Source organism: Teichococcus vastitatis (assembly GCF_003604215.1).
GTDB lineage: Bacteria > Pseudomonadota > Alphaproteobacteria > Acetobacterales > Acetobacteraceae > Pseudoroseomonas > Pseudoroseomonas vastitatis.
Genome location: NZ_QXGS01000002.1, coordinates 227,084 through 252,881, shown reverse-complemented (window position 1 = coordinate 252,881; position 25,798 = coordinate 227,084). Strand labels below are relative to the sequence as shown.

Genomic DNA, 25,798 nt, shown 5'->3' with positions numbered 1-25,798 from the left:
GCGTTGCCTCCCCGGCCCGCTGGGACATGGCCGGAACAATGATCCCCGGCGCCGCGCCTAGCCGTTCTGCGGTGCCTTGACCGCGACAAAGGCATGCTGACCATCGCGCAGGATCTGCAGCGCGAGGGCGTCGCCCTGGCTGTCGCGGATGGCGCTGACCGCCTGGTCCGGACCGCGCACCGGCTTGTTGCCGACGCCCAGGATCACGTCGCCCGGCCGCAGCCCCGCCTCGGCGGCCGGGCTGCCCGGCCGTACCTCCGCCACCACGGCGCCTTCCGTGCCGTCGGGAATGTCGGCGCCGGCGCGCCGCGCTTCCTGCACCGTCGCCAGGGCGACGCCGAGGCGCGCCCGGCCCTGCTCCGGCCGCGGCGCCGGCGTGGCGGCGTCCTTGCCGTCCCGCAAGGCCGCCAGCGTCACGCTGAGCCGGGCTTCCTCGCCGTCTCGGCGCGCGGTCAGCGCCGTCTGCGTGCCGGGCGCGAGGTCGGCGATGGCGCGGGCCAGGTCGCGCGGCGTCCTGACCGCGGTGTCGCCCACCGCCGTCACCACATCGCCCGGCTTCAGGCCGGCCTTGGCCGCCGGGCTGTCGGGCTGCACCTCCGCCACCAGCGCGCCTTCCGCCTCCGGCAGCTTCAGCGCCTCGGCCAGGGCAGGATCCACGGGCTGGGTGCTGGCGCCCAGGAAGCCACGCTCCACGCGCCCCTTCTGCTCCAGCTGCGCCACCACGCGCTTCACCATGTTCGAGGGAATGGCAAAGCCGATGCCGATGGAGCCGCCGGAGGGCGAGAAGATCGCCGTATTGACGCCGATCACCGAGCCATCCAGGGCGAAGAGCGGACCGCCCGAATTGCCGCGGTTGATCGCTGCGTCGATTTGCAGGAAATCGTCATACGGGCCGCTGTGAATGTCGCGCCCGCGCGCCGAAACGATGCCCGCCGTGACGGTGCCGCCGAGGCCATAGGGGTTGCCTACCGCCACCACCCAGTCACCCGGCCGCGCCGCATCGGAATCGCCGAGGTTCAGGAAGGGCAGCTTGCCGCCCGCCTCCACCTTCAGCACGGCAAGGTCGGTGCGCGGGTCGCGGCCCACGATCTCCGCCTTCAGCTCGCGCCCGTCATCCAGCGTCACGGTGACGGCGGTGGCATCGGCCACCACGTGGTTGTTGGTGACGACGTGGCCCTCGGCATCCACCAGGAAGCCGGACCCCAGCGCCTGCGCGGCGCGGGAGGGGCCGCGGCCCTGGTCCTCGCCCGGCGTGCCGAAATAGCGGCGGAACATGTGGTCCTGCGGCGAGCCTTCCGGAAACGGGGAGGCGCCCTGCGCGGCCTGCACCTGCCCGGTGGCGGTGATGGTCACCACGGCGGGCTTCACCCGCGCGACCAAGTCGCCGAAGCCGGGCAGCGCGGCCTGCGGCGTCGACACGGCCGGCGGATTGATGGCCTGGGACGGGGTGCCCTGGGCCTCGGCATGGCCCGGCGCCCACAGCCAGGCGCCACCGCCGCCCAATGCGGTGCCCGCCATCAGCACGGCGGCGAAGGCGGCGTTGCGGCGGCGTTTCTGCGGGGTGCTCATGATGCGTGATCCTGTGGCTGGGCGGTGAACAGGGCCACCGCGACGCCCTGCAATCTGGGCGCCCGGCGGTGGAAGCACGCCGACAGGACCATGAAAGGATTTTCAGACTTCGCCGAGCGCCCGCCGCACGGCCTCCACCACCTGCTCCACCGCCCGCTCCACCGGCAGCACGGCGCTGTCCAGCACCAGGTGCGGCTCCGGCCAGGGGGCATAATCGCGCGCCTGCACCGCGGCCCAGCTCGGCAGCCGGAGGTTGGGGATGTCGGCCCGGCGCCGCTCGACGCGGCGGCGGTGCTCCTCCGGGTCGCCGCACACGATCTCCACCTCCAGCAGCGCGCTGCCGGTCCGCGCCGCAACCTGCCGCCAGGCGGCGCGGGTGACGGGCAGCGGGTTGACGCCATCCACCACCACACCATGCCCGAGGCACAGCTGCGTCGCGGCCAGCTCATAGGCAACGCAATAGCCGGCCGGCCCGATCTCTCCGGCCAGCACGCCGGCGTCGCGGATCGCCTGCTCGATGGTGTCGATGCGCAGGAACACGGCCTCCGCCTGTTGCGCGACGCGGCTGGCGATGCTGGTCTTGCCGACGCCGGGCAACCCTCCGAACACCACAAGCATGCGCATCACTCCCCGGTTGTTCCGGCCGCGCCCGCAGGCCGAGGGCGGGACACGGCAGCCATCGCGCCGGGCCGGAAATCCACGATGACGCGTGTGCCGCGCCCTGCCGCCTGAAGCCGGATGCCACCGCCATGCAGCCGCGCGATCGCAGACACCAGCGCCAAGCCCAGGCCGGTGCCCGGCGTGTTGCGGCTGCGGTCGAGGCGGTAGAAGCGGCGCAGCACCTTGTTGCGCTCGGCCTCGGGGATGCCCGGCCCCTCATCGGTGACGCCGAGCACCGGCCCCGCCTCCAGCGTGACGGTGATACGCCCTTCGCCATGGTTCAGCGCGTTGTCGAGCAGGTTGGCCAGCGCCTGGCGCAGCAGCGTGGCGCTGCCGGCCACCTTTTGGCCCGGCGCGATGCGGGGGTCTAGCACGCGGCCGGCCTCCTCGGCGACGCCGGCATAGATCTCGCACACCTCCCGGACCAGCGCCGAAAGATCCACCGGGGCGAAGGCTTCGCGGCCGGTGCCGGCCTCGGCCCGGGCGATGCGCAGCAGGGCGGCAAAGGTGTTCAGGGTTTCGTCCAGCTCGGCGATGGCGGCTTCCAGCGTCGCCGCGTCGGCCGCCGCCTCGCGCGGAGCGAACAGCGCCGCTTCCAGCCTTTGCCGCAGCCGCGACAAGGGCGAGCGCAGGTCATGGGCGATGTCGTCGGTCACCTGCCGCAACTCGGCCACCAATGCCTCGATGCGGGCCAGCATGGCGTTCACCGTGCCGGCCAGGCGGTCGAACTCGTCGCCGGCACCGCCTTCGGGCAGGCGGCGCGTCAGGTCGCCCGCCATCACCGCCTGCGCCGCGCCGCGGATGCCGGCCAGCCGCGCTTCCAGCCGCCGAGCCACCAGGAAGCCCAGCACCAGCGCCAGGGCGGCGGCCAGGGCGGCGGCCACGGGCGGCGTCCAGGCCAGGGCGGCGGCGGCGCGGTCCACCGGCTCCAGATCGGTGCCGACCAGCAGGTTGGTGCCGTCCGGCAGAATGGCGCCGAGCAGCCGCTGCCGCTCGCCTTCCCCTTCCAGCGTGACGAAGCCGCGCAGCCGGGCCGGGGCGCCGGGCAGATGCCCGGCGATCGGCCGCCCGTCAGGGCCCAGCAGCAGCACGCGCAACGGGCCCTGGCGACGGGCATACACGGCGGCGGCCTCGGCCAGGCCGCGCAGGCCATAGGTCTCGTAATCGCGCAGCAGCCCCTCGGCGTCGGCGGCCAGCACGAGGTCGAGCTGCCGCCGCAGCGCGTCCTGCGCCCGCAGCCAGCCCCAGCCCGCGCCCAGCACGGAGGCGACCAGCACCACCGCCCCCATCAGCAGCGCGACGCGCGGCGCGAAGGAGCGCAGCCAGCGCATTATTCCGGCGGCGCCAGGATGTAGCCCGCGCCGCGCACCGTGCGGATCATCGGCGCCTCGCCGCCTGCCTCCAGCTTGCGGCGCAGGCGGGAAACATGCACGTCGATTACGTTGGTGGTAGGATCGAAGGAGAAATCCCACACCTTTTCCAGCAGCATGGTGCGCGTCAGCACCTGCCCCGGATGGCGCATCATGTATTCCAGCAACCGGAACTCGGTGGGCAGCAGCTCCACGGCGCGGCCGGCGCGCGCCACGGAACGGCGCAGCAGGTCCATGCGCAGGTCGCCGACGGTGAGTTCCGTGCTGTCCGCCGCCACCGCCGGACGCCGGGCCAGGGCGCGCAGCCGCGCGCGCAGCTCGGCAAAGGCGAAGGGCTTGGCGAGGTAATCGTCCGCCCCGGCTTCCAGCCCTTCCACGCGCCGGTCCACCTCGCCCAGCGCAGTGAGCACCAGAACCGGGGTGGCGATGCCGGAAGCGCGGATGGCGCGCAGAATGGCGATCCCGTCCGGCCCCGGCAGCATGCGGTCGGTGACGATGACGTCGAACGGCTCGTTCAACGCCAGGAACAGCCCGTCCCTCCCGGTGCGGGCGAGATCGACCACATGGCCTTCCTCGCCCAGCCCCTTGGCGATGTAATCGGCCGTCGCCGCATCATCCTCGATCACCAGGATGCGCATGGCGCCGCCTCAGGCCGCCAGGCTTTTCGACACCTTCTCATAGGTGCCCTTCGACAGGCCGGGGCGTTCCAGGATGCGCTGCAGTTCGGCCCGCATCATCGTGCCGCGCGCCGCATCCTGCCGCTTCCATTGCCCGAGCGGTCCGACCATGCGCGCCGCCACCTGCGTGTTCACCGCGTCCAGCGCGATCACCGTGTCGGCCAGGAAGCGGTAGCCTTCGCCCGAGGCGTGGTGGAACTGCGCCGGGTTGCCGGCGGCGAAGGCGCCCACCAGCGCGCGGACCCGGTTCGGGTTGCGAAGGTCGAAATCCAGGTGGCCGGCCAGGGCCTGGACCTGCTGCAAGGTGTCGGTGCGCGCCGAGACGGCCTGGATGGTGAACCATTTGTCCAGCACCAGATCGTCCCGCTTCCAGGTCGCGTGGAAACGGGCCAGCGCCGCTTCCCGTGCCGGGCTGTCGGAATCCGCCAGCACGCGCAGCGCCGCCAGCATGTCGGTCATGTTGCCGGCGGTGTTGAACTGCGCCTCGGCGCGGAGCAGGCCATCGCCCTGCTCCGCACGGCCGAGATAGGACAGGCAGGCATTGCGCAGCGCGCGGCGGCCGATCGCCATGCCGTCGATGCGGTAGGGACCCGGGTCGGTGAGCTCCGCATGCAGGGCAGCGAACGCCCCGGCGAAGCGGGTGCCGATGGCGGCGCGCAGGAATTGCCGCACGGCGTGCACGGCGTCCGGGTCGGCCACCGGCATCTGGTCGGCCACGAAATCCTCGGATGGCAGCGCCAGGGCTTCGGCGGTGAAGGCCGCGTCGTCGGTGGCGCGCTCCAGCAGGGCCGCGATGTTGGCGGCGAGGCCTTCCGGCAACTCAAGCGGCCGCTGCGCGCGCAAGTCGCGCACCAGCCGCAGCATCTCCGCCACCGCATATTGCTGGCCGGAATCCCAGCGCACGAACGGGTCCGTGTCATGCGCCGCGAGAACACCGAGTTGCTCCAGCGACAGGCCGGACAGCTTCACCGGCGCGGAAAAGCCGCGCAGCAGGGACGGCACCGGCTTTGACGGCAAGCCCTCGAAGGTGAAATCCTGCTCCGCCTCCTCCAGCAGCAGGGTCGCGGCGCCCGGCGATTCGGCGCCGTCGGTGCCGTCGGTGCCGATCAGCCCCATGCGCACCGGAATCGGCACCGGCAGCTTCTCGGGCTGGCCGGGCGTGGGCGGCGTCGATTGCGACAGCGTCAGGGTGTAGCGGCCGCTGCTCTCATCGAAAGCGTCGCGCACGCGCAGCTCCGGCGTGCCGGCCTGGGCGTACCAGCGGCGGAAGCGCGCGAGATCCACGCCCGAGGCGTCCTGCATCGCCTGGACGAAATCCTCGATCGTCACGGCCTGGTTGTCATGCCGCGCGATGTAGAGGTCCATGCCGCGGCGGAAATCCGCCTCGCCGATCAGCGAGCGCATCATGCGCACCACCTCGGCGCCCTTCTGGTACACCGTCGCGGTGTAGAAATTGTTGATCTCGACGTACGAGTCGGGGCGCACCGGATGCGCCATCGGTCCCGCATCCTCGGGAAACTGCGCGGCGCGCAGGCGCCGCACGTCCCATAGCCGCTTCACCGCCGCCGAGCCCTGATCGGCGGTGAAGTGCTGATCGCGGAACACCGTCAGCCCTTCCTTCAGCGACAGCTGGAACCAGTCGCGGCAGGTGACGCGGTTGCCGGTCCAGTTATGGAAATATTCGTGCGAGACAACGGTCTCGATGCCCTCGTAATCGGCGTCGGTCGCCGTTTCGGGCCGCGCCAGGATGTATTTGGTGTTGAAGACGTTAAGGCCCTTGTTCTCCATCGCGCCCATGTTGAAGTCGGACACGGCGGCGATGTTGAACACGTCGAGGTCGTATTCGAGGCCGTAGGTCTGCTCGTCCCAGGCCATGGAGCGCTTCAGCGAATCCATGGCGTGGCCGCAGGCATCCTCGTCGCCCTGCCGCACATAGATGGCGAGCGCCACCTCGCGGCCCGAGCGGGTGGTGAAGCGGTCGCGCACCGCGACCAGGTCGCCCGCCACCACCGCGAACAGGTAGGACGGCTTCGGATGCGGATCGACCCAGCGCGCCCAGTGGCGGCCATCCGGCAGTTCGCCCGCGCCATCCGGATTGCCGTTGCCCAGCAGCACCGGGCAGGCGGCGCGGTCGGCCTCGATCGTGGTAGTGTAGCGCGCCATCACGTCGGGGCGGTCGGGGAAGAAGGTGATGCGGCGGAAGCCCTCCGCCTCGCATTGCGTGAAGTAGTTGCCGCCGGACAGGTACAGGCCGGACAGCTCGCTGTTGGCCGCGGGCGAGATCTCCACCTCGCTGTCCAGCGCGAAGGCCTCCGGCACGCCGTCGATGCTCAGGCCGCCATCGGCACGGTGCCGCACCCGGTCCGGCGGCAGCGGCGCGCCATCGAGCCGCAAGCCGAGTAGGGTCAGCGCCTCGCCATCCAGCTCCAGCGTGCCGGACGGTCCGGCGGCGGGATTGCGGCGCAGGGCGAGCCGCGCCTTCACCCGCGTCGCCGCCGGATGCAGCGCCAGGTGCAGGTCCACGCTGTCCACCAGGAAGGCGGGCGGGCGGTAATCCTCGCGATGGATGGTGGGCGGAGGGGAAGGCTGAGAAGTCGCGATCATGGCTCGCCCTGCGGTGGGGAACGGAACTGTGGTTCCACTATGGGGCGGGCGGGCGGCCAGGGCATCCCCCACGATGACGCTTTCCGCCCCCCACCCGCGCATGCCACGCTGCGGTTCTCGGCCCGGCCGGAGGAACACGATGCGCCTGCATGACTTTCGCGTCTTGAGCTTCGACTGCTACGGCACCTTGATCGACTGGGAAAGCGGCGTCCAGGAGGCCCTGCAGCCGCTGCTGATGCGCGGCGGGCTGGACCTGCCCCCGGATGCCGTGCTGGAGGCCTTCACCCTGCAGGAGGCGGCGCAGCAGGCGGAAACGCCAGGCCTGCCGGGTTCCGAGCTGCTGGCCCGCGTGCATGCGAGGCTGGCCGATGAATGGGGGGTGGAGCCGGATGCACGGCTGGATGCGCGGTTCGGCGCTTCCGTGCCGGACTGGCCGGAATTTCCCGATTCGGCCGAGGCCCTGGCCTATCTGGGGCGGCATTACACCCTGGTAGTGTTGTCCGACCTGGACCGCCGCAGCGTCGCCGCCAGCCAGAAGCGCCTCGGCACCCGCTTCGATGCCATCTTCACCGCCGAGGAAACGGGCCGCTACAAGCCGGACCGGCGCGGCTTCGAGTTCATGCTGGCGCACCTCGCCGGGCAGGGCTTCGCCCGCGCCGAGATCCTGCACGCCGCGCAGAGCCTGTTTCACGACCACGCGCCGGCCCGGAAGATCGGGCTGGCCACCGCCTGGATCGACCGGCGCGCGGATGCCGAGGACTGGGGTGCGCGGCTGCCGGCATGTTCCGGCGCTGGCTACGCCTTCCGCTTTCCATCGCTGATCGCGCTGGCGCGGGCGCACCAGCAGGACGCCATGGCCTGAGGGCCGCGCCACCGCCGGCGACCCCTGGGGTCCGCCGCCGCCGCCTGCCATAAGCTGCGGCGCCATGCCCCCCGATGACGCTCCCCCCTCCGTTCCGCCCCTCGCCCGGCGCCTGCGCACCGAGCGGGAGGCCCGCCACTGGTCGCTGTCCGAGCTGGCGGAACGCTCGGGCGTGTCCAAGGCGATGATCAGCCGCATCGAGCGGGACGAGGTCAGCCCCACCGCCGTGCTGCTCGGCCGGCTGTCCGGCGCCTTCGGTCTCAGCCTGTCGCAACTGCTGGCACGGGCCGAGCAATCCGCCGGGGCGCTAGCCCGCGCGGCCGACCAGCCGCTCTGGCGCGATCCGGATACCGGCTTCTCGCGCCGCACCCTGACACCGGGCGGCGGCCCGCCGACGCCGCTGGACCTAGTCTGGGGCGAATTGCCGGCAGGCGCGGCGGTGGATTACCCAGCCGCCGCCTTCGCCTTTGTGCAGGACCAGCAGATCGTGCTGCTGGAGGGCGCGCTGAACTTCACCCAAGGGCCGGCGACGCATGCGATGCGGCCGGGCGATTGCCTGCGGCTCGGCCCGCCCGAGCCCTGCCGGTTCCACAATCCCGGCCCGGGCCCGTGCCGCTACGTCATCGCCCTGCTGCGGCGGTGAGGCCGGATCAGCGCAGGGGAAAGCCGAGCCGGCGCAGCGCCGCCTTCAGCTCGTCCCGCCCGTGCAACGTGCGCACCTTGCCCCAGCGCGCCAGCACCCGGTCGGTCCAGCGATCGGCGTTCATCTCGTTGCGCGTGCTGAACGCGGCCAGGGCGGCGTCATAGACGGCGCGGTGGGCCGGCTCCTCCGCGGCGTCGTAGCGCCCGTGGTGCAGCACGGCGGGCTGCGGCAGGCGCGGCTTCACCTCGGCCCGCCGCGCCGGGTCGGCATAGCCGACGCACAGGCCGAACACGCCCATCGTGCCGGGCGGCAGGGACAGCGCCTTCGCCACCCGCTCCACGTCGTTGCGCAGCGCGCCGATGTAGACCGTGGACAGGCCCAGCGACTCGGCGGCCACCGTGGCGTTCTGCGCCGCCAGCGCGGCGTCCAGTGCGGCGACCAAAAAGGTTTCCAGGTAGGGCAGCCCTTCCAGCGTGGCGCCCTCCTCCGCCGCCAGCCGCTCGTTGCGGGACAGGTCGGCCAGGAACACCAGAAAGAGCGGGCATTGCTCGATATGCTTCTGGTTGTTCGCCACGGCGGCCATCACCGCCTTGGTGGCAGGATCGGTCACCGCCACCACCGACCAGGTCTGCATGTTCGAGGAGGTGGCGGCGGATTGCGCGGCCGCCACCAGCGTCTCCAGCGTGCCGTCCGGCAGCGGGTCAGGGCGGTAGGCCCGCACGGAGCGGTGCGCCAGCAGGGCGGCGATCACCGGGTTCCAGGGGCCGGCGGGCGGCATGGCGTCGGCGCCGTAGCGCGCGGCCAGGGCGTCGTGTTGTTCGCTGTTCATGGGCGTATCCTGCGCCAGCGGGCCAGCGCAGGCCAGAACCCGCCCGCCTCAGTCGATGCGGATGTTGGCGCGCCGCACCAGGGCGCCGTAGCGCTCCGCTTCCTGGCGCACCAGCTTCGCCGCATCCTCCGGGCTGCCGCCGCCAACCAGGTAGCCGGTTTCCTCCAGCCGCCGGCGCAGGGCGGGATCGGACAGGGCGGCGTTCATCACCCGGCTCCAGCGCTCCACCACCGGCTGCGGCAGGCCGGCGGGGCCGAGCAGCATGTACCAGACGGTGATGGCGAAATCGGGAAAGCCGCTTTCCGCCACGGTGGGCAGGTCGGGCAGCACCGGCACGCGCTGCGGTGTGGTCACCGCCAGCGCCCGCGTGGCGCCGCCGCGGATGTGCGGCAGGTGGGTCGGCAGCGTGTCGATCACCAGGTCGAGCGTGCCGGCCAGCAGGTCGTTCACCACCTGGCCGGTGCCGCGATACGGCACGTGGGTCATAGACACGCCCACCGCTTGGCTCAGCATCTCCGCCGCCAGATGCTGCTGCGTCGCCACGCCGGAGGAAGCGTAGTTCAGCTTGCCCGGATTCTGGCGCGCGAAGTCGAGCAGCCCGGCCAGGTCGCGATACGGCGCGTTACCCGGCACCATCACCACCATCGGCACCGTGCCAGCCAGCGTCAGCGGCGTGAAGTCGCGCATCTGGTCGTAGGGCGGGTTCGCCATCAGCGGCGCCACCACCGCCTGGGTGCTCACCGTGCCCATCACCAGCGTGTAGCCATCCGGCCGCGCCCGCGCCGCGGCGGCGGAAGCGATGGTGCCGCTGGCGCCGGGCCGGTTCTCCACCGCCACCGGCTGGCCGAGTTGCGCCTGCAGGGAGGGGGCCAGCATCCGCGCCACGATGTCGGTGCCGCCGCCGGGGGCGAAGCCCACCAGCATCTGGATCGACCGGCTGGGGTAATCGGATTGCGCCCGGGCCAGGCCCGGCAGGGACAGAACCGGGGCGGCGGCCAGCGCCCCCAGCACATGGCGGCGTGTTGTCATGGTGAAGATCCTCCCTCGTGGCGCGGCCAGACTTTTGCTCCCTGGCCGTTCTGCCTGAACGGCGCACAGCCTGCCCGCCCGCCGCCCATGCGCCAAGGGTGGATCGTTCAGCCACCGAAGCGGTGCGACGCCGCCGGATGCGGCGGCGCGAGGCGCGGCCCGGCGCCGAACAGCTTCTCGCGCAGCGTGCCGGGGGCATAGCCGGCCTTGTAGGCGCCGCGCTCCTGCAGCAGCGGCACCACCAGCTCGACGAAGCGCTCCAGCCCTTCCGGCATCACCGTGCGGGACAGGTTGAAGCCGTCCACATCGGCCTCCTCCACCCAGGCCATCAGGGCGTCGGCCACCTCCTCCGCGCTGCCGACGATGGGCGGCTGGCGGCTGCCCAGCACGAACTGGTCGATCAGCCGCCGCTTGGTGAAGACCGGACCGGCCGCCCGCTGCAGGGCCGCCAGATTGGACTGGATCGCCTGGCTGCCGCCCGCCTCGATCGGCTCGTCCAGGCCGAAGCGGCTGAAATCGACGCCGAGCGAGGCGGCGGCATGCACCAGCGCGCCCTCGACGCTGGCGTGGCGGCGGTATTCCTCCAGCAGGTCGCGCGCCTCCGCCCCGGTGCGGCCCACGATCACCGTGGCGCCGACCAGCACCTTCAGCGGGCGCGGCGCGGCGCGGGCGCGCAGGTCGGCCACCAGGGCCGCCACCGCCGGCCGGGCGCCGCCATTGACGAAGACGCATTCGGCATGCTGCGCGGCGAAACGCCGGCCGCGATCGGAGGCGCCGGCCTGGAACAACAGCGGGGTGCGCTGCGGCGAGGGTTCGCACAGGTGGATGGCATCCATGCGGTATTGCCGGCCCTGGTGCTGCACCGGCCGCACCCGGGCCGAATTGGCATAGCTGCCGCCCTGCCGGTCGGCGCGCACCGCGTCATCCGCCCAGCTGCCTTCCCACAGGCCGTAGACCACGTCCATGTACTCATCGGCCAAGTCGTAGCGGTCGTCATGCGCCATCTGCCGGTCAAAGCCCATTGCCCGCGCCGCGCTGTCGAGATAGCCGGTGACAATGTTCCAGCCGACCCGCCCCGCGGTCAGGTGGTCCAGCGTGGACATCCGGCGGGCGAACAGGAAAGGCTGCTCATAGGCCAGGTTGCAGGTGATGCCGAAGCCCAGATGGTCGGTCGCCGCCGCCATGGCCGGCACCAGCAGGGCCGGGTCGAGCAGCGGCACCTGCACCGCGTGGCGCAGCGCGCCGTCCGGGCTGCCGCCCTGCACGTCGTAGATGCCGAGCACGTCGGCCAGGAACAGCCCGTCGAACAGCCCGTGTTCCAGCGTGCGTGCCAGCGACACCCAGTGGTCGAGCCGGTTGTAATGCAGCGAGGTATCGCGCGGATGCGTCCACATGCCTTGCTGGATATGGCCGATGCAGGCCATGTCGAAGGCGTTGAGGCAGATCTGGCGCGGCATGGGCCCTGGTCTCCGGCAGAGTTGTCCATCATATGCAACATTCGTCTCTCGTCCAGCGCGGGTTGCATTCGATGCGCGGGCGGTGTTCTCCGGACGTGTTCCTGGAGACCCGTTCATGCCAGCTCCCCTCCGCACCGCCCTGGCCCTGCTGGCCGGACTCGGCGCCGGCTTCGCCATCCATCCCACCACCGCGCAGACGCTGCGCATCGCCATGTCCGGCGAAACCACCTCGGCCGATCCGCACAATTACTCCCTGACGCCCAACACCACGCTGCAGCAGCACGTGTTCGAGGCGCTGACGGCGGTGGATGCCGACCTCAAGGTGCAACCGGGGCTGGCCACGCGCTGGGAACGGCTGGACGACCGGACCTGGGTGTTCCACCTGCGCGACGGGGTGCGCTTCCACAATGGCCAAAGCTTCGGCGCGCCGGACGTGGTGTTCAGCTACTGCCGCACCCTGAACAACCCTGGCGAGGTGGTGCAGTCCTTTTCCCGCGTCACCCGCCGCATCGCCGCGATGGAGGCGGTGGATGAACGCACGCTGCGCCTCGTCACCAAGGTGCCGGAGCCGCTGCTGCTGAACGACCTGAACCGGCTCGCCATCCTGCCGCGCGCCCTTGTCGGGGGCGCGGCGCTAGACTTCGGCAAGGGCGGGGATTGCGGCTTCGGCGGCCCATGGCCCGCGGCGCAGCAGTTCAACGACGCGTCCGCCGCCATCGGCACCGGCCCGTTCAGGCTGCGGAGCTACACCCCCGGCGGCGCCATCGAGCTGGAGCGCAACGACGACTACTGGGGCGACAAGCCGCACTGGGCGCAGGTGCGGCTGACGCCGGTGACCGCCGCCGGACCGCGCATGGCCGGGCTGCTGGCTGGCGACCAGGACGTGATCGAGAGCCCCGGCACCGGCGATCTGGCGCAGCTGCGGCAGAAACCTGGCTTCACCCTGGCCAACAAGCCAACCACCCGGCTGATCTTCATTCAGCTCGACACCGCCCGCAGCCCCAGCCCCTTTGTCCAGGGAGGCGAGGGCCGGAACCCGTTGCAGGACGTGCGGGTACGGCAGGCCCTGTCGCTGGCGATCGACCGCCAGGCCGTCGAGCAGCGGGTGATGGACGGCGTGGCCACCCCGGCGGCGCAATACCTGCCGGATGGCATGACCGGCACCATCCCCGGCCTGCCGGTGCTGCCCTACGACCCGGCCCGCGCGAAGCGGCTGCTGGCCGAAGCCGGCCACAAGGATGGCTTCGCCATGACCTTCCACGCCACCAACAACCGCTACATCAACGACGCCCGTCTGGCGCAGGTGCTGGCGCAGTTCTGGAACCGCATCGGCGTGAAGGTGGAGCTGGATGCCATGCCCTCCTCCGTCTTCTTCGGGCGGCGGGGCAAGAAGGAGTTTTCGGTGGCCATGGGCGGCTGGTCGGCCGATGCGGACGAGACGCTGATGTTCTTCCGCTCCTGGCTGCTGACCACCGACCGGGCGCAGGGCGTCGGCACCAGCAACTACGGCGGCTGGTCGAACGCCCGCTTCGATGAGCTGACCGGCCGCGCCATGCAGACCATGGACCCGGCGGCGCGCGATGAGCTGCTGCGGCAGGCCAGCCAGGTGGCGGTGGAGGAGATGCCGGTGATCCCGGTGCAGTTCGAGAACGCCGTCTGGGCGATGCGCAAGGGCCTCGCCTATGGCGGCCGCATGGACCAGACCACCGACGCCGCCGCCATCCGCCCCGCAGAATGATTAGGGATCAAGGACGCCCCTGATGAGCTTTTCCGACACCCTGGCCGCGGCGCTGGCGCCGCTCGGCCGCCAAGCCATTCCGTTCATCGATGAGGCGGGCGATCCGTCCCGCCCGCTGGTGCTGCACACCTACCGGCCGGACGGCTTCACCGAGGACAGCCCGGTGGTGATCGTGCAGCACGGCATGAACCGCAACGGCGACGAATACCGCGATTTCTGGATCCCCGCCGCCGACGCCCACAAGCTGCTGATCGTGGCGCCGACCTTCGGCCATGCCGAGTACCCCGGCGCCGAGACCTACAATAATGGTCACGTCCTGGCCACCAATGGCAGCCTGCGCCCGCGCCACCAATGGGGCTACGAGGTGCCGGCGCGGCTCCTGGCCCTGATGCGCCAGGGTGGCGTCACGCGGCGGGACAGGATGCATTTCTTTGGCCACTCGGCGGGCGGCCAGTTCGGCCACCGCATGGCCGCCACCCAGGACCTCTCGCCCTTCGAGGCGATCGCGGTGGGCAATCCCGGATGGTACAGCCTGCCCACCCTGGACCAGCCCTTCCCCGACGGGCTGGGCGGCATCGGCCTGGAGGAGGAGGCGCTGCGCCGCCTGCTGGACTTCCCGCTGCTGATCCTGGCCGGCGAGCAGGACATCGAAACCTCGGGCCCCAGCCTGCCGGCCAACCCGGCGGCCGTGGCGCAGGGCCCACACCGCTACGCCCGGGCCGGGAACTACCTTGCCGCAGGCCGCGCGGCGGCGGAGCGACTCGGGGTGGCCTGCCGCTGGCGGCTGCAAAGCGTGCCGCATATCGGCCATGATGGCGCCGCCATGTCCCGCGTCGCGGCCAGCCTGTGGTTCGAGGGCATCCTGCCGGCGGATTCGGTGCTGGCCGAGTGGGGCGGCCAGTCCTCCCTGTGAACGCCGCGTCCGGCCCCTGTCGCGGGGCCGGGCCTACAGGACCGGGCGGTGGCCGAAGATGGCGGTGCCCACCCGCACATGGGTGGCCCCGTGCGCAATCGCGGCCTCGAAGTCGCCGCTCATGCCCATCGACAGGATGTCGAGCCGCAGCCGCCGGGCCGCCTCCGCCAGCAGGGCGAAATGCGGGTTCGGATCGGTATCGGCCGGGGGGATGCACATCAGGCCGGCCACCGGCAGGCCGCCCGCCTCGCGGCATTCGGCCACGAAGTCATCCAGGGCTTCGGGCAGGATGCCGGCCTTCTGCGGTTCCCGTCCGGTGTTCACCTGCACCAGCACCCGCGGGCGGCGGCTTTCGCGCGCCATGCCCTCGGCCAGGGCGGCGGCGAGTTTCGGGCGGTCCAGGCTCTCGATCACATCCGCCACCCGCACCGCGTCGCGGGCCTTGTTGGTCTGCAGCGCGCCGATGATGTGCAGCCGCAGCGCCGGGTGATCCGGCCGCAGCGCCGGGAACTTGCCGGCGGCTTCCTGCACCCGATTCTCGCCGAACACCGCCTGGCCAGCCGCCAGCGCCTCGGCCACCGCCTCCGCCGGATGGAACTTGGATACGGCGACCAGGGTGACGGCGCCTTCCGCGCGGCCGGCCCGGAGGGTGGCCTCGGCGATGCGCGCGCGCACCCGGTGCAGGTTTTCGGCAATGCTGGACATGGCGCAGGAGCCTAGCGCAACCCTGCTTGCGGCGGAACGGCCAGGGGTCTGTTGCGTTTCTGCCACAGTGTTTCAATGAAGTCGCGGAGGCCGCATGCGGAGCATTGCCCGCCCGCGCGGCGCCGAAGCATAGTCCGCCCAGGCCTGTTTCAGCCCTGCAACTGTTTGCGTGCAGGACCCTGCCGAGGGGGGCAGGCGGGCCGCGGGACCAGCCGGGACGCTCCGGCGCGTGAGGAGGACTTGGGATGCGCAAGATTCTGTTGGCGACCACTGCTGTCGTCGCCACCGCCGTGCTCGGTATTGCCGACGCTTCGGCGCAGCAGGCCCCGACGGTTCGCGTCGGCGGTTATTTCCGCTTCAACTACGCCTTCACCGACCAGGATCAGGGCGCCGGTGCCAGCCGCAGCACCACCAGCCTGGGCAAGTCCGACTTCGCGTCCGACGCCGAGATCCACGTGATCGTCGAAGGCAAGGCCGCCAACGGCATCAGCTACGGCGCCACGATCGAAGTCCAGACGGACCAGAATCGCGCTGCCTACTCCACCAGCACGATCAATGGCGGCTCCTTCACCGGCGCGGCGCCGGCCGGCCAGCTCTCCGCCAACCAGGCCGTTGCCACCAAGACCGCGCTCGACACCGACGAGATGTATGTGTGGGTGTCGTCGCCGACCGCTGGCCAGCTGCGCTTCGGTGACGAGGACGGCGTGGTGCTCGGCGCCCTGGCGAACGGCTTCATCACCAATTTCGGCACGGGCGGCGTCGACGGCGACGCGTGGGACAATGTGGTGGGCAGCAACTACCGCCCCGCCTTCATCGCCGGTGGCTATCTGAACGACAGCACCAAGATCGTCTACACCTCGCCGCAGTTCTTCGGCTTCGATTTCGGTGCCTCCTTCGGCTTCAACGACGGCGAAGGCGAGGATAGCGGCTGCGAGATCTTCGGCACCAACTGTGACCGTGCCGGCAGCTACGCCTATGGCTCGGCCCGCCGCAAGAACGAGGTGCAGGCCGCCCTGCGCTACCGCGGGTCCTTTGCCGGCGTCGGCCTGGCCGCCACGGCCGGCTTCATCGGCAGCGACGCGACCAAGAACACCAACGTCGCCCCGGCCACCCCGGTGGGTTCGGCTAACGGCCTGGCCGTCGGCGTGTTCGGCCTGCAGGCCACGGCCTACGGCGCCACGGTGGGTGCGAACTACGCGATCGGCCAGTCCAATGCCGGCCTGAGCCTGCTGCAGGACGGCGTGGACGATCGCGCCCTGAACAACCTGTTCGTCGGCGCGTCCTACACCATCCAGGCCCTGACGATCGGCGCCAACGCCAACTGGCAGACTTCGGCCGGTAACGTGAACAACCCGGCGGCCCGCAAGGACCAGATCTGGTCGGTCGGCGCCAACTACGCGCTGGCGCCGGGCCTGGCGCTGGTGGCCGAATACACCAGCGGCTCCACCAAGGAAGCCGGTGTGGACCGCGGCCAGGGCGTCGGCAACAAGACCGAAGCCAACGTGTTCATCACGGGCATCCGCATGGCGTTCTGATCCTCCCGAAGGATCGGACAAGCAGGGGCGGCGGGGAAACCCGCCGCCCTTTTCGTTTTTGCGCTTGATCGCCTGACCCGGCACCCTATCGTGCGGCGGCCATGCGCAAGCTTCTCGCCCTCGGGCTGATCCTCCCCCTCGTCGCCTGCGGCTATGGCCGCCAGGTGCAGAACGACGAATATTTCGATGATAGCCAGCGCGCCCGCGTTCAGGGCCGACTCGGCGGGTCGGACGGCATCCTGCTGCTGGGCACCGATCGCTCGACGCCGCAGGGTGGCGCGCAGGATGGGGGGGCGCTGGGCGTCAACGCCTATCTGTGGCGCGCCACGCTGGACACCTTGTCCTTCCTGCCGCTGACCTCGGCAGACCCGTTCGGCGGCGTCATCATCACCGACTGGTATTCGCCGCCCTCCACCCCCGGTGAGCGGTTCCGCGCCACCGCCTACATCCTGGGCCGCCAGCTGCGGTCGGACGGCGTGCGCGTGACGGTGTTCCGGCAGGAGCAGCGTGGCGGCAGCTGGGTGGACGCGCCGGTGGCGCAGAGCACCAACACCGACCTGGAGAACCAGGTCCTGGCCCGGGCCCGCGAGCTGCGCAGCCAATCCGCCAGCCGCTGAGGCCCGGCATCGCGAGGGCAGGCTCCGGCCTGCCCTTTTTTGTTGCCCTCCCCTTCACCGGCAGCGGGGCGATTTGCTTGCCGCCTCCTGGAGCCCTTCCCTTGGCGCCGCCAAGCCCGTATCCCTTGCCGGATTTCTGCTGACACTGAAGCCCCCGACAGTCCGGTCCCATGAACGACGTTGCCACGCCCGCCCGCTACGATTTCGCCGCCGCCGAGCCGCGCTGGCAGCAAGCCTGGACTGAAGGCCGCTGCTTTCAGGTGCCGGACGTGCCCGATGGCAGCCGCCCGAAATACTATGTGCTGGAGATGTTTCCCTATCCCTCCGGCAAGATCCACATGGGGCATGTGCGGAACTACACGCTGGGCGACGTGGTGGCCCGCTACAAGCGGGCGCGCGGCCATCAGGTGCTGCACCCGATGGGCTGGGACGCCTTCGGCCTGCCGGCCGAGAATGCGGCGCGCGAGCGGGGCGTGCATCCGGCGCAATGGACCTACGCCAACATCGCCGCCATGCGGGCCGAGTTGCAGCGCATGGGCCTGTCGCTGGAATGGGACCGCGAATTCGCCACCTGCGATCCCTCCTATTACGGCCACCAGCAGAAGCTGTTCCTGGAGTTCCTGAAGGCCGGTCTGGCCGAGCGCAAGGAAAGCTGGGTCAACTGGGATCCGGTGGACAACACCGTGCTGGCCAATGAGCAGGTGATCGACGGCCGCGGCTGGCGCTCCGGCGCGGTGGTCGAGAAGAAAAAGCTGTCCCAGTGGTTCCTCTCCATCACCAAATTCGCGCCCGAGCTGTTGTCCGCGCTGGACGGGCTGGAGCGCTGGCCCGAGCGCGTGAAGCTGATGCAGGCCAACTGGATCGGCCGCTCGGAAGGCGCGCGGGTGCGCTTCGCCCTGGAACAGCCGGCCGGCGGCTTGTCCGAGGTCGAGGTGTTCACCACCCGCCCGGACACACTGTTCGGCATGAGCTTCCTGGCCGTGGCCGCCGAGCATCCGCTGGCGGCCGCGGCCGCGGCGCAGAATCCCAGGATCGCCGAGTTCATCACCGAGGTCCGCTCACTCGGCACCTCGGAAGCGGCCATCGAGCAGGCGGAGAAGCGCGGCATCGACACCGGGCTGCGCGTCAGGCACCCGTTCATCGAGGGCGCCTCCTTCCCGGTCTGGATCGCCAATTTCGTGCTGATGGAATACGGCACCGGCGCCATCTTCGGCTGCCCCTCGGGCGACCAGCGCGACCTCGACTTCGCCCGCAAATACGGGCTGCCGGTGCCCCCCGTCATCCTGCCGCCGGGCGAGGACGCGGCCGCGTTCCAGATCGCCGACACTGCCTACACGGATGATGGCACGCTGTTCAACTCCGGCTTCCTGGACGGGCTCGGCACCGCCGAGGGCAAGCGCGCCGCCATCGACGCGCTGGAGCAGCGGGGCGCCGGCACCGGGGTGGTGAACTGGCGCCTGCGCGACTGGGGCGTCTCCCGCCAGCGCTACTGGGGCTGCCCGATCCCGGTGATCCACTGCGAAGCCTGCGGTGCCGTGCCGGTGCCGGACAACCAGCTGCCGGTGACGCTGCCCGAAGACGTGGATTTCTCCCGCTCCGGCAATCCGCTGGACCATCACCCGACCTGGAAGCACGTCGCCTGCCCGTCCTGCGGCACGCCGGCACGGCGCGAAACCGACACTTTCGACACCTTTGTCGATTCCTCCTGGTATTTCGCGCGCTTCACCGCCCCCCGGGCGGGCACGCCGCTGGTGGCGGAGGCGGCGAATGGCTGGCTGCCGGTGGATCAGTATATCGGCGGCATCGAGCACGCGATCCTGCACCTGCTGTATTCCCGCTTCTTCACCCGCGCCCTGTCGGGCCTCGGCCGCCTCGGCACGCCGGAGCCGTTTGCCGGGCTGTTCACCCAGGGCATGGTGCAGCACGCCTCCTACAAGGCGCCGGACGGCCGCTGGCTGGCGCCGGAGGAGGTCGATGTGGCGGCCGACGGGTCGGCCACCGACAAGGCCACCGGCCTCGCCGTCACGGTGTCGCGCAACGACAAGATGTCTAAGTCGAAGCGCAACACCATCGACCCGGGCGCCATCATCGACCAGTACGGCGCCGACACCGCGCGCTGGTTCATCCTGGCCGACAACCCGCCCGACCGGGACATGGAATGGACGGCGGCTGGCGTGGCCGGCGCATCCCGCTTCAGCCAACGTCTGTGGCGGCTGGTGCATCACGCCCTGCCGGCCCTGCCCGGCGCGGACATCATGCCGGCGCCGGACGCGGCGCGCGACCTGCGCCGCGCCACCCACCGCACCATCGCCGCCGTGACCGAGGCGCTGGAAACCTTCGCCTTCAACGTCGCAGTCGCTCGCATCCACGAATTCGCCAACATGCTGGAAGCGAATCAGGATACGGATGGCGCGGCCCGGCGCGAGGCGCTGGAGGCGGTCACCCGGCTGATCAGCCCGATGATGCCGCACCTGGCCGAGGAACTCTGGGCCATGCTGCGCCCCGGCGCGCCGCTGGTCGCTACCCTGCCCTGGCTGGAGGCCGATGCGGAGGTCGCCAGGGCCGACAGCATCACCCTGGCCGTGCAGGTGCTGGGCAAGCTGCGCGCCACCATCGCGATGCCGGTCGGTGCCGCGGAAGCCGCCATCTTCGCCGCCGCCGAGGCGGAGGAAAACGTGCAGCGCGCCCTGGCCGGGCGCCCCATCCGGAAGCGCATCCATGTCCCCGGCCGAATCGTCAATTTCGTTGTCTGACCCCATGGGCCAGGGCATGCCATCCCGGCGGCGCCTGCTGAGGCTCGGCGGGCTGCTGGCCGGGACTGCGGTGGCGGTGTCCGGGTGCGGCTTCCGCCCACTCTACGGCCCTGGAGGCGGCTCCAGCGCGGTGCAGGATGCCAGCGCCGGCGTGCGCGCCATCCTGGCCTCCACGGAGGTGGCGCTGATCCCGGAGCGCAGCGGACAATTGTTGCGTCGTGCCCTGCAGGAGCGGCTCGGCGCGGCGGGTGCGGGCGGCACGACCAGCCATGAGCTGCGGGTCAGCCTGCTGGTGGCGAATGAACCGGAAGGCTACCGCCGCGACGGCACGCCATCCCGCGTGCGCAGCATCCTGACCGGCAACTGGCTGCTGCAAAGCCGCACCACGCCGCCCGCGGTGCTGGCACAGGGTTCCGAGCGGGCCTTCGACGCCTTCGACATCCCGGACAACCAGTTCTTCGCCGGCGACGCGGCGCGCGACGCGATGAACCAGCGGCTGATCCAGCAATTGGCCGACGACATCGTGCTGCGCCTGAGCATCGGCCTCCGCGGCGCCACCGCCGCCTGAGCGGCACGCCTTGGCCAAGATCGATCCCCGGCGCGTCGCGGCCTTCCTGAAGGAGCCGGGTGCCAGCCGCGCCGTGCTCCTGCATGGCGAGGACGCGGGCTTGGTGCGCGAGCGCGCCGAAGCATTGCAGCACGGCGTGCTCGGCGGCGACGACCCCTTCCGCTTGGCGGAACTGACCCGCGAGGCGGCGGCCCGGCCAGGCGCCCTGGCGGGCGAGATGGCGGCGCTGTCGATGACGGGCGGGCGCCGGGTGGTGCGGGTGCGCGATGCCTCGGACGCCCTGGCCGGCGCAGTGAAGGAGGCGCTGGCCGGCCCGGGCGAGGCGCTGCTGATCCTAGAAGCGGGAGAATTGCCGGCGCGGTCCAAGCTGCGCAGCCTGCTGGAGCCGGCGGCCTCCGCCGCAGTGATTCCCTGCTACCGGGAGCGTGGCGCCGAGCTGGCCGCCACCATCGGCCGGCTGCTGCAGGAGCAGAGCGTCAAGGCCGAACCCGCTGCCCTGGAATGGCTGGCCAGCCGCCTCGGCGAGGACCGCATGCTGCTCCGCCGCGAGGTGGAGAAGCTGGCGCTTTATGCCCGCCCCGGAGGGCGCCTGACCGAAGAGGACGTGGTCGCCTGTGCCGGAGAAGGCGCGACGCTGGATCTGGACGAGGCGCTGGTGGCGGCCACCGCCGGCGAGGTGCCGCTGGCCGATCGGGCGCTGGACGCCGCCTTTGCCGGAGGCGCCAGCCCGATCGCCGTCTTGCGGGCCGCCCTCCGCCATGTGCAGCGGCTGCATCTGGCCTCTCTCGACGTGGCGCAGGGCCAACCACCCGGCGCGGCCCTGGATGCACTGCGTCCGCCAGTATTCTTTCGCGCCAAGCCCGGCTTCGAACGGGCTTTGCGACTGTGGCCGCCGGACGCCCTAGCGGCCGCCGGCAGCGCGTTGCTGGAGGCCGAGAAGCAGGGCAAATCCGGCTCCGCTGCCCGCCCCATCCCCGATGCCGTGGTGGCCCGCGCTGCCATTCTGCAGCTGGCGCGACAGGCCCTGTCGCTGAAACGCCGCGGCTGAGGCGCGGCACCGGCCTGTAGGTTCTCCCGCTTGGCCCAGCGTTTACTGCGGGCTCAGCAGGCGGATCAGCCCGTCCAGTTGATCCAGATCGCGATAGGCAATGGTGACCTTGCCTCCCTTCTTGCCGTGCTGGATCGCCACCTTCAGCCCGAGCCGGGCAATCAGATCCCGCTCCAGGGCGCGGGTGTCGGCATCCTCGCTGATGGCGCCGGGTTGCGGCTTGTTGCGCTCGGCCGCGGCGGCGAGCGCCTCGGTCTGCCTCACGTTCAGGCCGCGCGTGACCACCATTTCCGCCAGCTTCAGCGGATCGGAAGCGGTCAGCAGCGCCCTGGCATGCCCCGCCGACAGCGCCCCGCGCTCCACCATGTCGCGCACCTTGGGCGGCAGGGCGAGCAGGCGCAGCATGTTGGCGACGTGGCTGCGGCTCTTGCCTACGGCTTGGCCCAGCGCGTCCTGGGTCAGACCAAACTCATCGGTCAGACGCCTGTAGCCCTGTGCCTCCTCCAGCGCGTTCAGATCCTCGCGCTGGAGGTTCTCGACCAGGGCGGCCGCCAGCGCCGCACGATCATCCAGGTCATGGACGAAGACCGGTACCTCATGGCGCTGGGCCAGCTGGGCAGCCCGCCAGCGCCGCTCGCCGCCGATGATCTGGTAGCTGCCCGGCGCGCTCGGCTTCGGGCGCACCAGGATCGGCTGCAGCACGCCATGCTCACGGATCGAAGCGGCCAGCTCCGCCAAGCCGGACTGATCGATCGGGCCGCGCGGCTGGAATGGACCGGGTTCCAGCGCTTCCACCGGCAGGCTGCGCGGCACGCTGTTGGAAGCGGGCGTGGCCGCGTTGCTGTCGCCCAGAAGGGCCGAGAGGCCCATGCCCAGCCGGGCTGGCTTGCGCGCGCTCATGCCGCCTTGCTCCCATCCTTGTTGCCACGTGACCGCTCGCGCCGCAGCAACTCCGCCGCCAGCTTGATGTAGGATTGCGCACCAGTGGAGCGCGGGTCGTAGAGCAGCACCGGCAGGCCATGCGATGGCGCCTCGCTAACCCGGATGTTGCGCGGGATCACCGTCTCGAACACCTTGTCGCGGAAGAAGGCGCGAACATCGGCGGCGACCAGCTCCGACAGGTTGTTGCGACGGTCGAACATGGTCAACACGATGCCGTCCAACGTCAGGCCAGGGTTCAGCACGCGCTTCACCCGATCAATGGTGCGGGTGATCTGCGACACGCCCTCGAGGGCGAAGAACTCGGCCTGCAACGGGATCAGAACCGATTCCACCGCCACCAGGGCATTGAGGGTGAGCAGGCCGAGCGAGGGCGGGCAGTCGATCAGGATGAAGTCGAAGCCTTTCAGCGTGTCTGCTGCCGCTTCCAGCGCCAGCCGCAGGCGGTGTTCGCGCTGCTCCATGCTGACCAGTTCGATTTCCGCACCGGCCAGATCATTATCCGCCGGCAGCAGGAACAGGTCCGGCACCTTGGTCGGGCGCATCAGTTCCGCCAGCGGTTTCTGCCCTACCAGCAGCGCGTAGGAGCCGGCGCCACGCTCACCGCGTGGCAGGCCGAGGCCGGTGGAGGCATTGCCCTGGGGATCAAGGTCGATCACCAGGACGCGCTTCTTGGTGGCGAGAGCGGTGGCGAGGTTGATCGCCGTGGTGGTCTTGCCGACGCCGCCCTTCTGATTGGCGAGGGCGATGCGGCGCAGGGAGGGCTTATTCGCCAGCACGGCGGATTCCAGTGATTCGGAAAAGGGTGGCTTCAGGGTCTGTGCTGCTCTTGAACCGCTCGGCGTGCATTGTCCAGCCCGCGGCCTCAGCAGCGGCCAGTTCTGCCATGGCTTGGCGGCCCTTCGGCAGGATGGCGACGCCTTCTGGCGCCAGCAGTGCGGCGGCCCAGGGCAGCAGCACCGGCAAGGGCGCCAGGGCACGCGCGGTCAGAACGACGATGGGCGGCAGGCGTGCGGCCTCGATGCGCTCCGCATGAACCCTGACATGCGCCAGGCCGAGTTCTGCGGCTGCCGTTTGCAGAAAGGCCGCCTTGCGGCGATCAGCCTCCACCAGATGCACGGGGCGCTCCAGCGCCATGGCGAGGATCAGGCCGGGAAAGCCGCCGCCCGATCCCAGATCGGCCATCGGGCCAGCGCCGTCCGGCACCAGCGGCAACAGCTGGAGGGAATCCGCCACGTGGCGCTGCCGCACAGCCTCGGCGTCCTTTCCGGCCACCAGGTTGATCCGTGCGTTCCATCGCTCAAACAGCTCCAAGAAGCGGTTGAGCTTCTGGTGTGTTTCACGTGAAACCTCCGGTTCGGGCACGGCACGCCTCTCCCCGGCATGTTTCACGTGAAACGCTCCTCACGGCGCCGCAGATGGACGGCCAGCGCCGCCATGGCGGCGGGAGTGATGCCGGGAACCCGCCCCGCTCCGCCCAGCGTTTCCGGCTGTGCCGCGGAAAGGCGTTGCCGCATTTCGTTGGAGAGGCCGGGGATTGCGCCGAAATCCAGCCCCCGCGGGATCGCCAACCGCTCCTCGCGTTGCAGCAGCCGCAGCTCCGCCGCCTGTCGCTCCAGGTAAGGCGCATACAGGGCTTTGGCTTCCAACTGCGCCCGCACCCCTGGCGCCAGCTCCCGCAGCCAGGAAAAGGCGGCATCCACGGCCGAGGACGTGACCTCCGGCAGCGCCAGAATGTCCAGCAGGCTGCGCCAGCGCCCATCCTGATTGATCGCGATGCCGGCCGCCCGCAGCGCGGCGGGGGAACCGCCCTCGGCCCTGCCGCGGGCGATCGCGTCCGCCACCGCGGCCGAAAAGGCGCGGAAGCGGCGGGCCCGAACCGGCCCCACCACGCCCCAGGCGATCCCCTGCTCCGTCAGCCGCAGCCCGGCATTGTCGGCCCGCAACGCCAGGCGATGCTCGGCCCGGGCCGTCAGCATGCGATACGGCTCGCTGACGCCTTGCAGCACCAGATCATCCACCATGACGCCGAGGTAAGCCTCGGTCCGCGCCAGGACGCGATCGGCGGCGACGCCCCCGGCCAGCGCCGCGGCGTTGATCCCGGCCAGAAGGCCCTGGGCTGCGGCCTCCTCATATCCAGTGGTGCCGTTGATCTGCCCTGCCAGGAACAGGCCTGGCACCTCCCGGACCTCCAGGGTCGATCGCAACGCACGGGGATCGACATGATCATATTCGATCGCGTAGCCAGGGCGCAGGATGGCTGCCTTCTCCAGGCCCGGGATGCTGGCGATGAACGCACGCTGCACATCTTCCGGCAGGCTGGTGGAAATGCCGTTGGGATAGATGGTGGGGTCATCCAGCCCTTCGGGTTCCAGGAAGATCTGATGCCGCTCCCGCTCCGCAAAGCGGACCACCTTGTCCTCGATCGATGGGCAGTAGCGCGGGCCCACGCCCTGGATCTGGCCAGAATGGATCGGCGCCCGGTGCAGATTGGCGCGGATCAGGGCATGGCCGTCCGGCGTGGTCGCGGTGATACCGCACTTCACCTGCGGGTTCCCGATCCGCTCCGTCATCCATGACAGCGGCTCCGGATCCGGGTCACCGGGCTGCATCTCGAGGCTGGCCCAGTCGATGGTGCGTCCATCCAGTCGGGGCGGCGTGCCGGTCTTCAGGCGCCGCAGCGGTAGCCCCAGCGCCTCGATGGCCAGGGCCAGCCCGACCGACGGCGCATCGCCGACGCGGCCGGCAGGGATACGGCGTTCGCCGATGTGGATCTCCCCGCGCAGAAAGGTGCCGGTGGTGATGACCACCGCGCCGCAGCCGATCCGCCCGCCATCCGCCGTCGTGACGGCCGTGACACGGCCGGCGCCATCCCGCTCCAGCCCTTCGGCCGCCACAGCCCGGAGGGTCAGTCGGTTCTGCTCTGCCAGCAGCGCCTGCACCGCGTTGCGATACAGGGCGCGGTCCGCCTGGGCCCGCGGTCCCCGGACCGCCGGCCCCTTGCTGCGGTTCAGCAGCTTGAAGTGGATGCCCGCGGCATCGGCGGCCCGCCCCATCAGCCCGTCCAGGGCATCGACCTCCCGCACCAGATGCCCCTTCCCCACGCCGCCGATGGCGGGGTTGCAGGACATCTCGCCCAGGGTTTCCAGCTTATGCGTCAGCAACAGGGTGCGGGCGCCACAACGGGCGGCGGCAGCGGCGGCTTCGGTGCCGGCATGGCCGCCACCCACCACCACAACATCGAAATCGGTCTCGCGCATGCCCGTGGATATAGCGGGCCGC

At 71.0% G+C, this 25,798-nt stretch carries 22 protein-coding genes; 9 read left to right on the top strand and 13 right to left on the bottom strand.

The window, feature by feature from the left end:
* Positions 1-57: 57 nt before the first annotated feature.
* The 5 genes from D2K64_RS04880 to pepN form a co-directional block, all read right to left on the bottom strand.
* Positions 58-1,569: a DegQ family serine endoprotease gene (locus D2K64_RS04880; RefSeq protein ID WP_120007087.1), complete on the bottom strand. Its 1,512-nt coding sequence runs from the start codon at positions 1,567-1,569 to the stop codon at positions 58-60.
* Positions 1,570-1,671: 102 nt separating this feature from the next.
* Positions 1,672-2,193 (bottom strand): AAA family ATPase, encoded by a 522-nt coding sequence (locus tag D2K64_RS04875; protein ID WP_238384041.1) that lies wholly within the window; start codon positions 2,191-2,193, stop codon positions 1,672-1,674.
* Entirely contained in the window at positions 2,193-3,560 is a 1,368-nt protein-coding gene (locus D2K64_RS04870; protein ID WP_120007086.1) for a sensor histidine kinase, read from the bottom strand. Before D2K64_RS04870 ends, D2K64_RS04875 begins: the two co-directional genes overlap by 1 nt.
* Positions 3,560-4,237, bottom strand: a complete 678-nt coding sequence (locus D2K64_RS04865; RefSeq protein ID WP_120007085.1) for a winged helix-turn-helix domain-containing protein — start codon at positions 4,235-4,237, stop codon at positions 3,560-3,562. The genes D2K64_RS04870 and D2K64_RS04865 overlap by 1 nt, the downstream gene beginning before the upstream one ends.
* Positions 4,238-4,246: 9 nt before the next feature.
* Positions 4,247-6,880, bottom strand: a complete 2,634-nt coding sequence (gene pepN, locus D2K64_RS04860) for an aminopeptidase N (protein WP_120007084.1) — start codon at positions 6,878-6,880, stop codon at positions 4,247-4,249.
* A gap of 139 nt (positions 6,881-7,019) precedes the next feature.
* Here pepN and D2K64_RS04855 point away from each other — a divergent pair, with 139 nt between their 5' ends.
* Positions 7,020-7,742, top strand: a complete 723-nt coding sequence (locus tag D2K64_RS04855) for an HAD family hydrolase (protein ID WP_120007083.1) — start codon at positions 7,020-7,022, stop codon at positions 7,740-7,742.
* 64 nt (positions 7,743-7,806) lie between these two features.
* On the top strand, positions 7,807-8,385 hold the full coding sequence (locus tag D2K64_RS04850) for a helix-turn-helix domain-containing protein (RefSeq protein WP_120007082.1): 579 nt from the start codon (positions 7,807-7,809) through the stop codon (positions 8,383-8,385).
* Positions 8,386-8,392: 7 nt separating this feature from the next.
* Here D2K64_RS04850 and D2K64_RS04845 read toward each other — a convergent pair whose 3' ends face one another.
* The 3 genes from D2K64_RS04845 to D2K64_RS04835 all read right to left on the bottom strand — a co-directional run bounded on the left by D2K64_RS04845 (position 8,393) and on the right by D2K64_RS04835 (position 11,700).
* Entirely contained in the window at positions 8,393-9,214 is an 822-nt protein-coding gene (locus D2K64_RS04845) for a nitroreductase family protein (RefSeq protein ID WP_120007081.1), read from the bottom strand.
* A 48-nt stretch (positions 9,215-9,262) separates the two neighbouring features.
* Positions 9,263-10,243, bottom strand: coding sequence for a Bug family tripartite tricarboxylate transporter substrate binding protein (locus tag D2K64_RS04840; protein WP_120007080.1), 981 nt, complete (start codon positions 10,241-10,243; stop codon positions 9,263-9,265).
* A gap of 107 nt (positions 10,244-10,350) precedes the next feature.
* The gene (locus tag D2K64_RS04835; RefSeq protein WP_120007079.1) at positions 10,351-11,700 is read right to left on the bottom strand and encodes an LLM class flavin-dependent oxidoreductase; all 1,350 of its coding nucleotides are present in this window, start codon (positions 11,698-11,700) and stop codon (positions 10,351-10,353) included.
* Positions 11,701-11,815: 115 nt separating this feature from the next.
* Between D2K64_RS04835 and D2K64_RS04830 the strand changes: the two genes are divergently transcribed.
* Together D2K64_RS04830 and D2K64_RS04825 are read left to right on the top strand one after the other, a co-directional pair.
* Positions 11,816-13,438, top strand: coding sequence for an ABC transporter substrate-binding protein (locus D2K64_RS04830; protein WP_120007078.1), 1,623 nt, complete (start codon positions 11,816-11,818; stop codon positions 13,436-13,438).
* 22 nt (positions 13,439-13,460) lie between these two features.
* A complete protein-coding gene (locus D2K64_RS04825; RefSeq protein WP_120007077.1) occupies positions 13,461-14,351 on the top strand; it encodes an alpha/beta hydrolase in 891 nt (296 codons plus the stop codon).
* Positions 14,352-14,384: 33 nt separating this feature from the next.
* On the opposite strand, the gene D2K64_RS04820 is transcribed toward D2K64_RS04825, so the two are convergent.
* Entirely contained in the window at positions 14,385-15,056 is a 672-nt protein-coding gene (locus D2K64_RS04820) for a YggS family pyridoxal phosphate-dependent enzyme (protein ID WP_120007076.1), read from the bottom strand.
* 245 nt (positions 15,057-15,301) lie between these two features.
* Between D2K64_RS04820 and D2K64_RS04815 the strand changes: the two genes are divergently transcribed.
* The 5 genes from D2K64_RS04815 to holA all read left to right on the top strand — a co-directional run bounded on the left by D2K64_RS04815 (position 15,302) and on the right by holA (position 21,577).
* Complete coding sequence (locus D2K64_RS04815; protein WP_120007075.1) at positions 15,302-16,591, top strand: porin; 1,290 nt, start codon at positions 15,302-15,304, stop codon at positions 16,589-16,591.
* A gap of 101 nt (positions 16,592-16,692) precedes the next feature.
* A complete protein-coding gene (locus tag D2K64_RS04810) occupies positions 16,693-17,208 on the top strand; it encodes a DUF3576 domain-containing protein (RefSeq protein ID WP_120007074.1) in 516 nt (171 codons plus the stop codon).
* Between the two features lie 170 nt (positions 17,209-17,378).
* A complete protein-coding gene (gene leuS, locus D2K64_RS04805) occupies positions 17,379-19,961 on the top strand; it encodes a leucine--tRNA ligase (protein WP_120007073.1) in 2,583 nt (860 codons plus the stop codon).
* 16 nt (positions 19,962-19,977) lie between these two features.
* Complete coding sequence (lptE, locus tag D2K64_RS04800; RefSeq protein ID WP_238384016.1) at positions 19,978-20,529, top strand: LPS assembly lipoprotein LptE; 552 nt, start codon at positions 19,978-19,980, stop codon at positions 20,527-20,529.
* A 10-nt stretch (positions 20,530-20,539) separates the two neighbouring features.
* Positions 20,540-21,577, top strand: coding sequence for a DNA polymerase III subunit delta (gene holA / locus D2K64_RS04795; RefSeq protein WP_120007071.1), 1,038 nt, complete (start codon positions 20,540-20,542; stop codon positions 21,575-21,577).
* A 42-nt stretch (positions 21,578-21,619) separates the two neighbouring features.
* Here holA and D2K64_RS04790 read toward each other — a convergent pair whose 3' ends face one another.
* From D2K64_RS04790 to mnmG, 4 genes are read right to left on the bottom strand one after another with little or no spacing between them, the layout of a single operon-like run.
* Positions 21,620-22,477 (bottom strand): ParB/RepB/Spo0J family partition protein, encoded by an 858-nt coding sequence (locus D2K64_RS04790; RefSeq protein WP_120007070.1) that lies wholly within the window; start codon positions 22,475-22,477, stop codon positions 21,620-21,622.
* Positions 22,474-23,295 (bottom strand): ParA family protein, encoded by an 822-nt coding sequence (locus tag D2K64_RS04785; protein WP_120007069.1) that lies wholly within the window; start codon positions 23,293-23,295, stop codon positions 22,474-22,476. Before D2K64_RS04785 ends, D2K64_RS04790 begins: the two co-directional genes overlap by 4 nt.
* Positions 23,282-23,881, bottom strand: a complete 600-nt coding sequence (gene rsmG / locus D2K64_RS04780; protein ID WP_202910479.1) for a 16S rRNA (guanine(527)-N(7))-methyltransferase RsmG — start codon at positions 23,879-23,881, stop codon at positions 23,282-23,284. The genes D2K64_RS04785 and rsmG overlap by 14 nt, the downstream gene beginning before the upstream one ends.
* A gap of 23 nt (positions 23,882-23,904) precedes the next feature.
* Positions 23,905-25,776 carry a tRNA uridine-5-carboxymethylaminomethyl(34) synthesis enzyme MnmG gene (gene mnmG / locus D2K64_RS04775; RefSeq protein ID WP_120007067.1) on the bottom strand — a complete coding sequence of 624 codons (1,872 nt, stop codon included), beginning with the start codon at positions 25,774-25,776 and terminating at the stop codon, positions 23,905-23,907.
* Between the last annotated feature and the right edge of the window lie 22 nt (positions 25,777-25,798).

Bases quoted from the DNA above. Each gene is read 5' to 3' on its own strand.
- D2K64_RS04875 (WP_238384041.1), bottom strand. From the start codon at position 2,193: ATGCGCATGCTTGTGGTGTTCGGAGGGTTGCCCGGCGTCGGCAAGACC.
- mnmG (WP_120007067.1), bottom strand. From the start codon at position 25,776: ATGCGCGAGACCGATTTCGATGTTGTGGTGGTGGGTGGCGGCCATGCC.
- D2K64_RS04830 (WP_120007078.1), top strand. From the start codon at position 11,816: ATGCCAGCTCCCCTCCGCACCGCCCTGGCCCTGCTGGCCGGACTCGGC.
- D2K64_RS04845 (WP_120007081.1), bottom strand. From the start codon at position 9,214: ATGAACAGCGAACAACACGACGCCCTGGCCGCGCGCTACGGCGCCGAC.
- D2K64_RS04855 (WP_120007083.1), top strand. From the start codon at position 7,020: ATGCGCCTGCATGACTTTCGCGTCTTGAGCTTCGACTGCTACGGCACC.
- lptE (WP_238384016.1), top strand. From the start codon at position 19,978: ATGCCATCCCGGCGGCGCCTGCTGAGGCTCGGCGGGCTGCTGGCCGGG.
- D2K64_RS04880 (WP_120007087.1), bottom strand. From the start codon at position 1,569: ATGAGCACCCCGCAGAAACGCCGCCGCAACGCCGCCTTCGCCGCCGTG.
- leuS (WP_120007073.1), top strand. From the start codon at position 17,379: ATGAACGACGTTGCCACGCCCGCCCGCTACGATTTCGCCGCCGCCGAG.
- pepN (WP_120007084.1), bottom strand. From the start codon at position 6,880: ATGATCGCGACTTCTCAGCCTTCCCCTCCGCCCACCATCCATCGCGAG.
- D2K64_RS04840 (WP_120007080.1), bottom strand. From the start codon at position 10,243: ATGACAACACGCCGCCATGTGCTGGGGGCGCTGGCCGCCGCCCCGGTT.
- D2K64_RS04790 (WP_120007070.1), bottom strand. From the start codon at position 22,477: ATGAGCGCGCGCAAGCCAGCCCGGCTGGGCATGGGCCTCTCGGCCCTT.
- D2K64_RS04810 (WP_120007074.1), top strand. From the start codon at position 16,693: ATGCGCAAGCTTCTCGCCCTCGGGCTGATCCTCCCCCTCGTCGCCTGC.
- D2K64_RS04870 (WP_120007086.1), bottom strand. From the start codon at position 3,560: ATGCGCTGGCTGCGCTCCTTCGCGCCGCGCGTCGCGCTGCTGATGGGG.
- D2K64_RS04835 (WP_120007079.1), bottom strand. From the start codon at position 11,700: ATGCCGCGCCAGATCTGCCTCAACGCCTTCGACATGGCCTGCATCGGC.
- D2K64_RS04820 (WP_120007076.1), bottom strand. From the start codon at position 15,056: ATGTCCAGCATTGCCGAAAACCTGCACCGGGTGCGCGCGCGCATCGCC.
- D2K64_RS04865 (WP_120007085.1), bottom strand. From the start codon at position 4,237: ATGCGCATCCTGGTGATCGAGGATGATGCGGCGACGGCCGATTACATC.
- D2K64_RS04815 (WP_120007075.1), top strand. From the start codon at position 15,302: ATGCGCAAGATTCTGTTGGCGACCACTGCTGTCGTCGCCACCGCCGTG.
- D2K64_RS04825 (WP_120007077.1), top strand. From the start codon at position 13,461: ATGAGCTTTTCCGACACCCTGGCCGCGGCGCTGGCGCCGCTCGGCCGC.
- D2K64_RS04850 (WP_120007082.1), top strand. From the start codon at position 7,807: ATGCCCCCCGATGACGCTCCCCCCTCCGTTCCGCCCCTCGCCCGGCGC.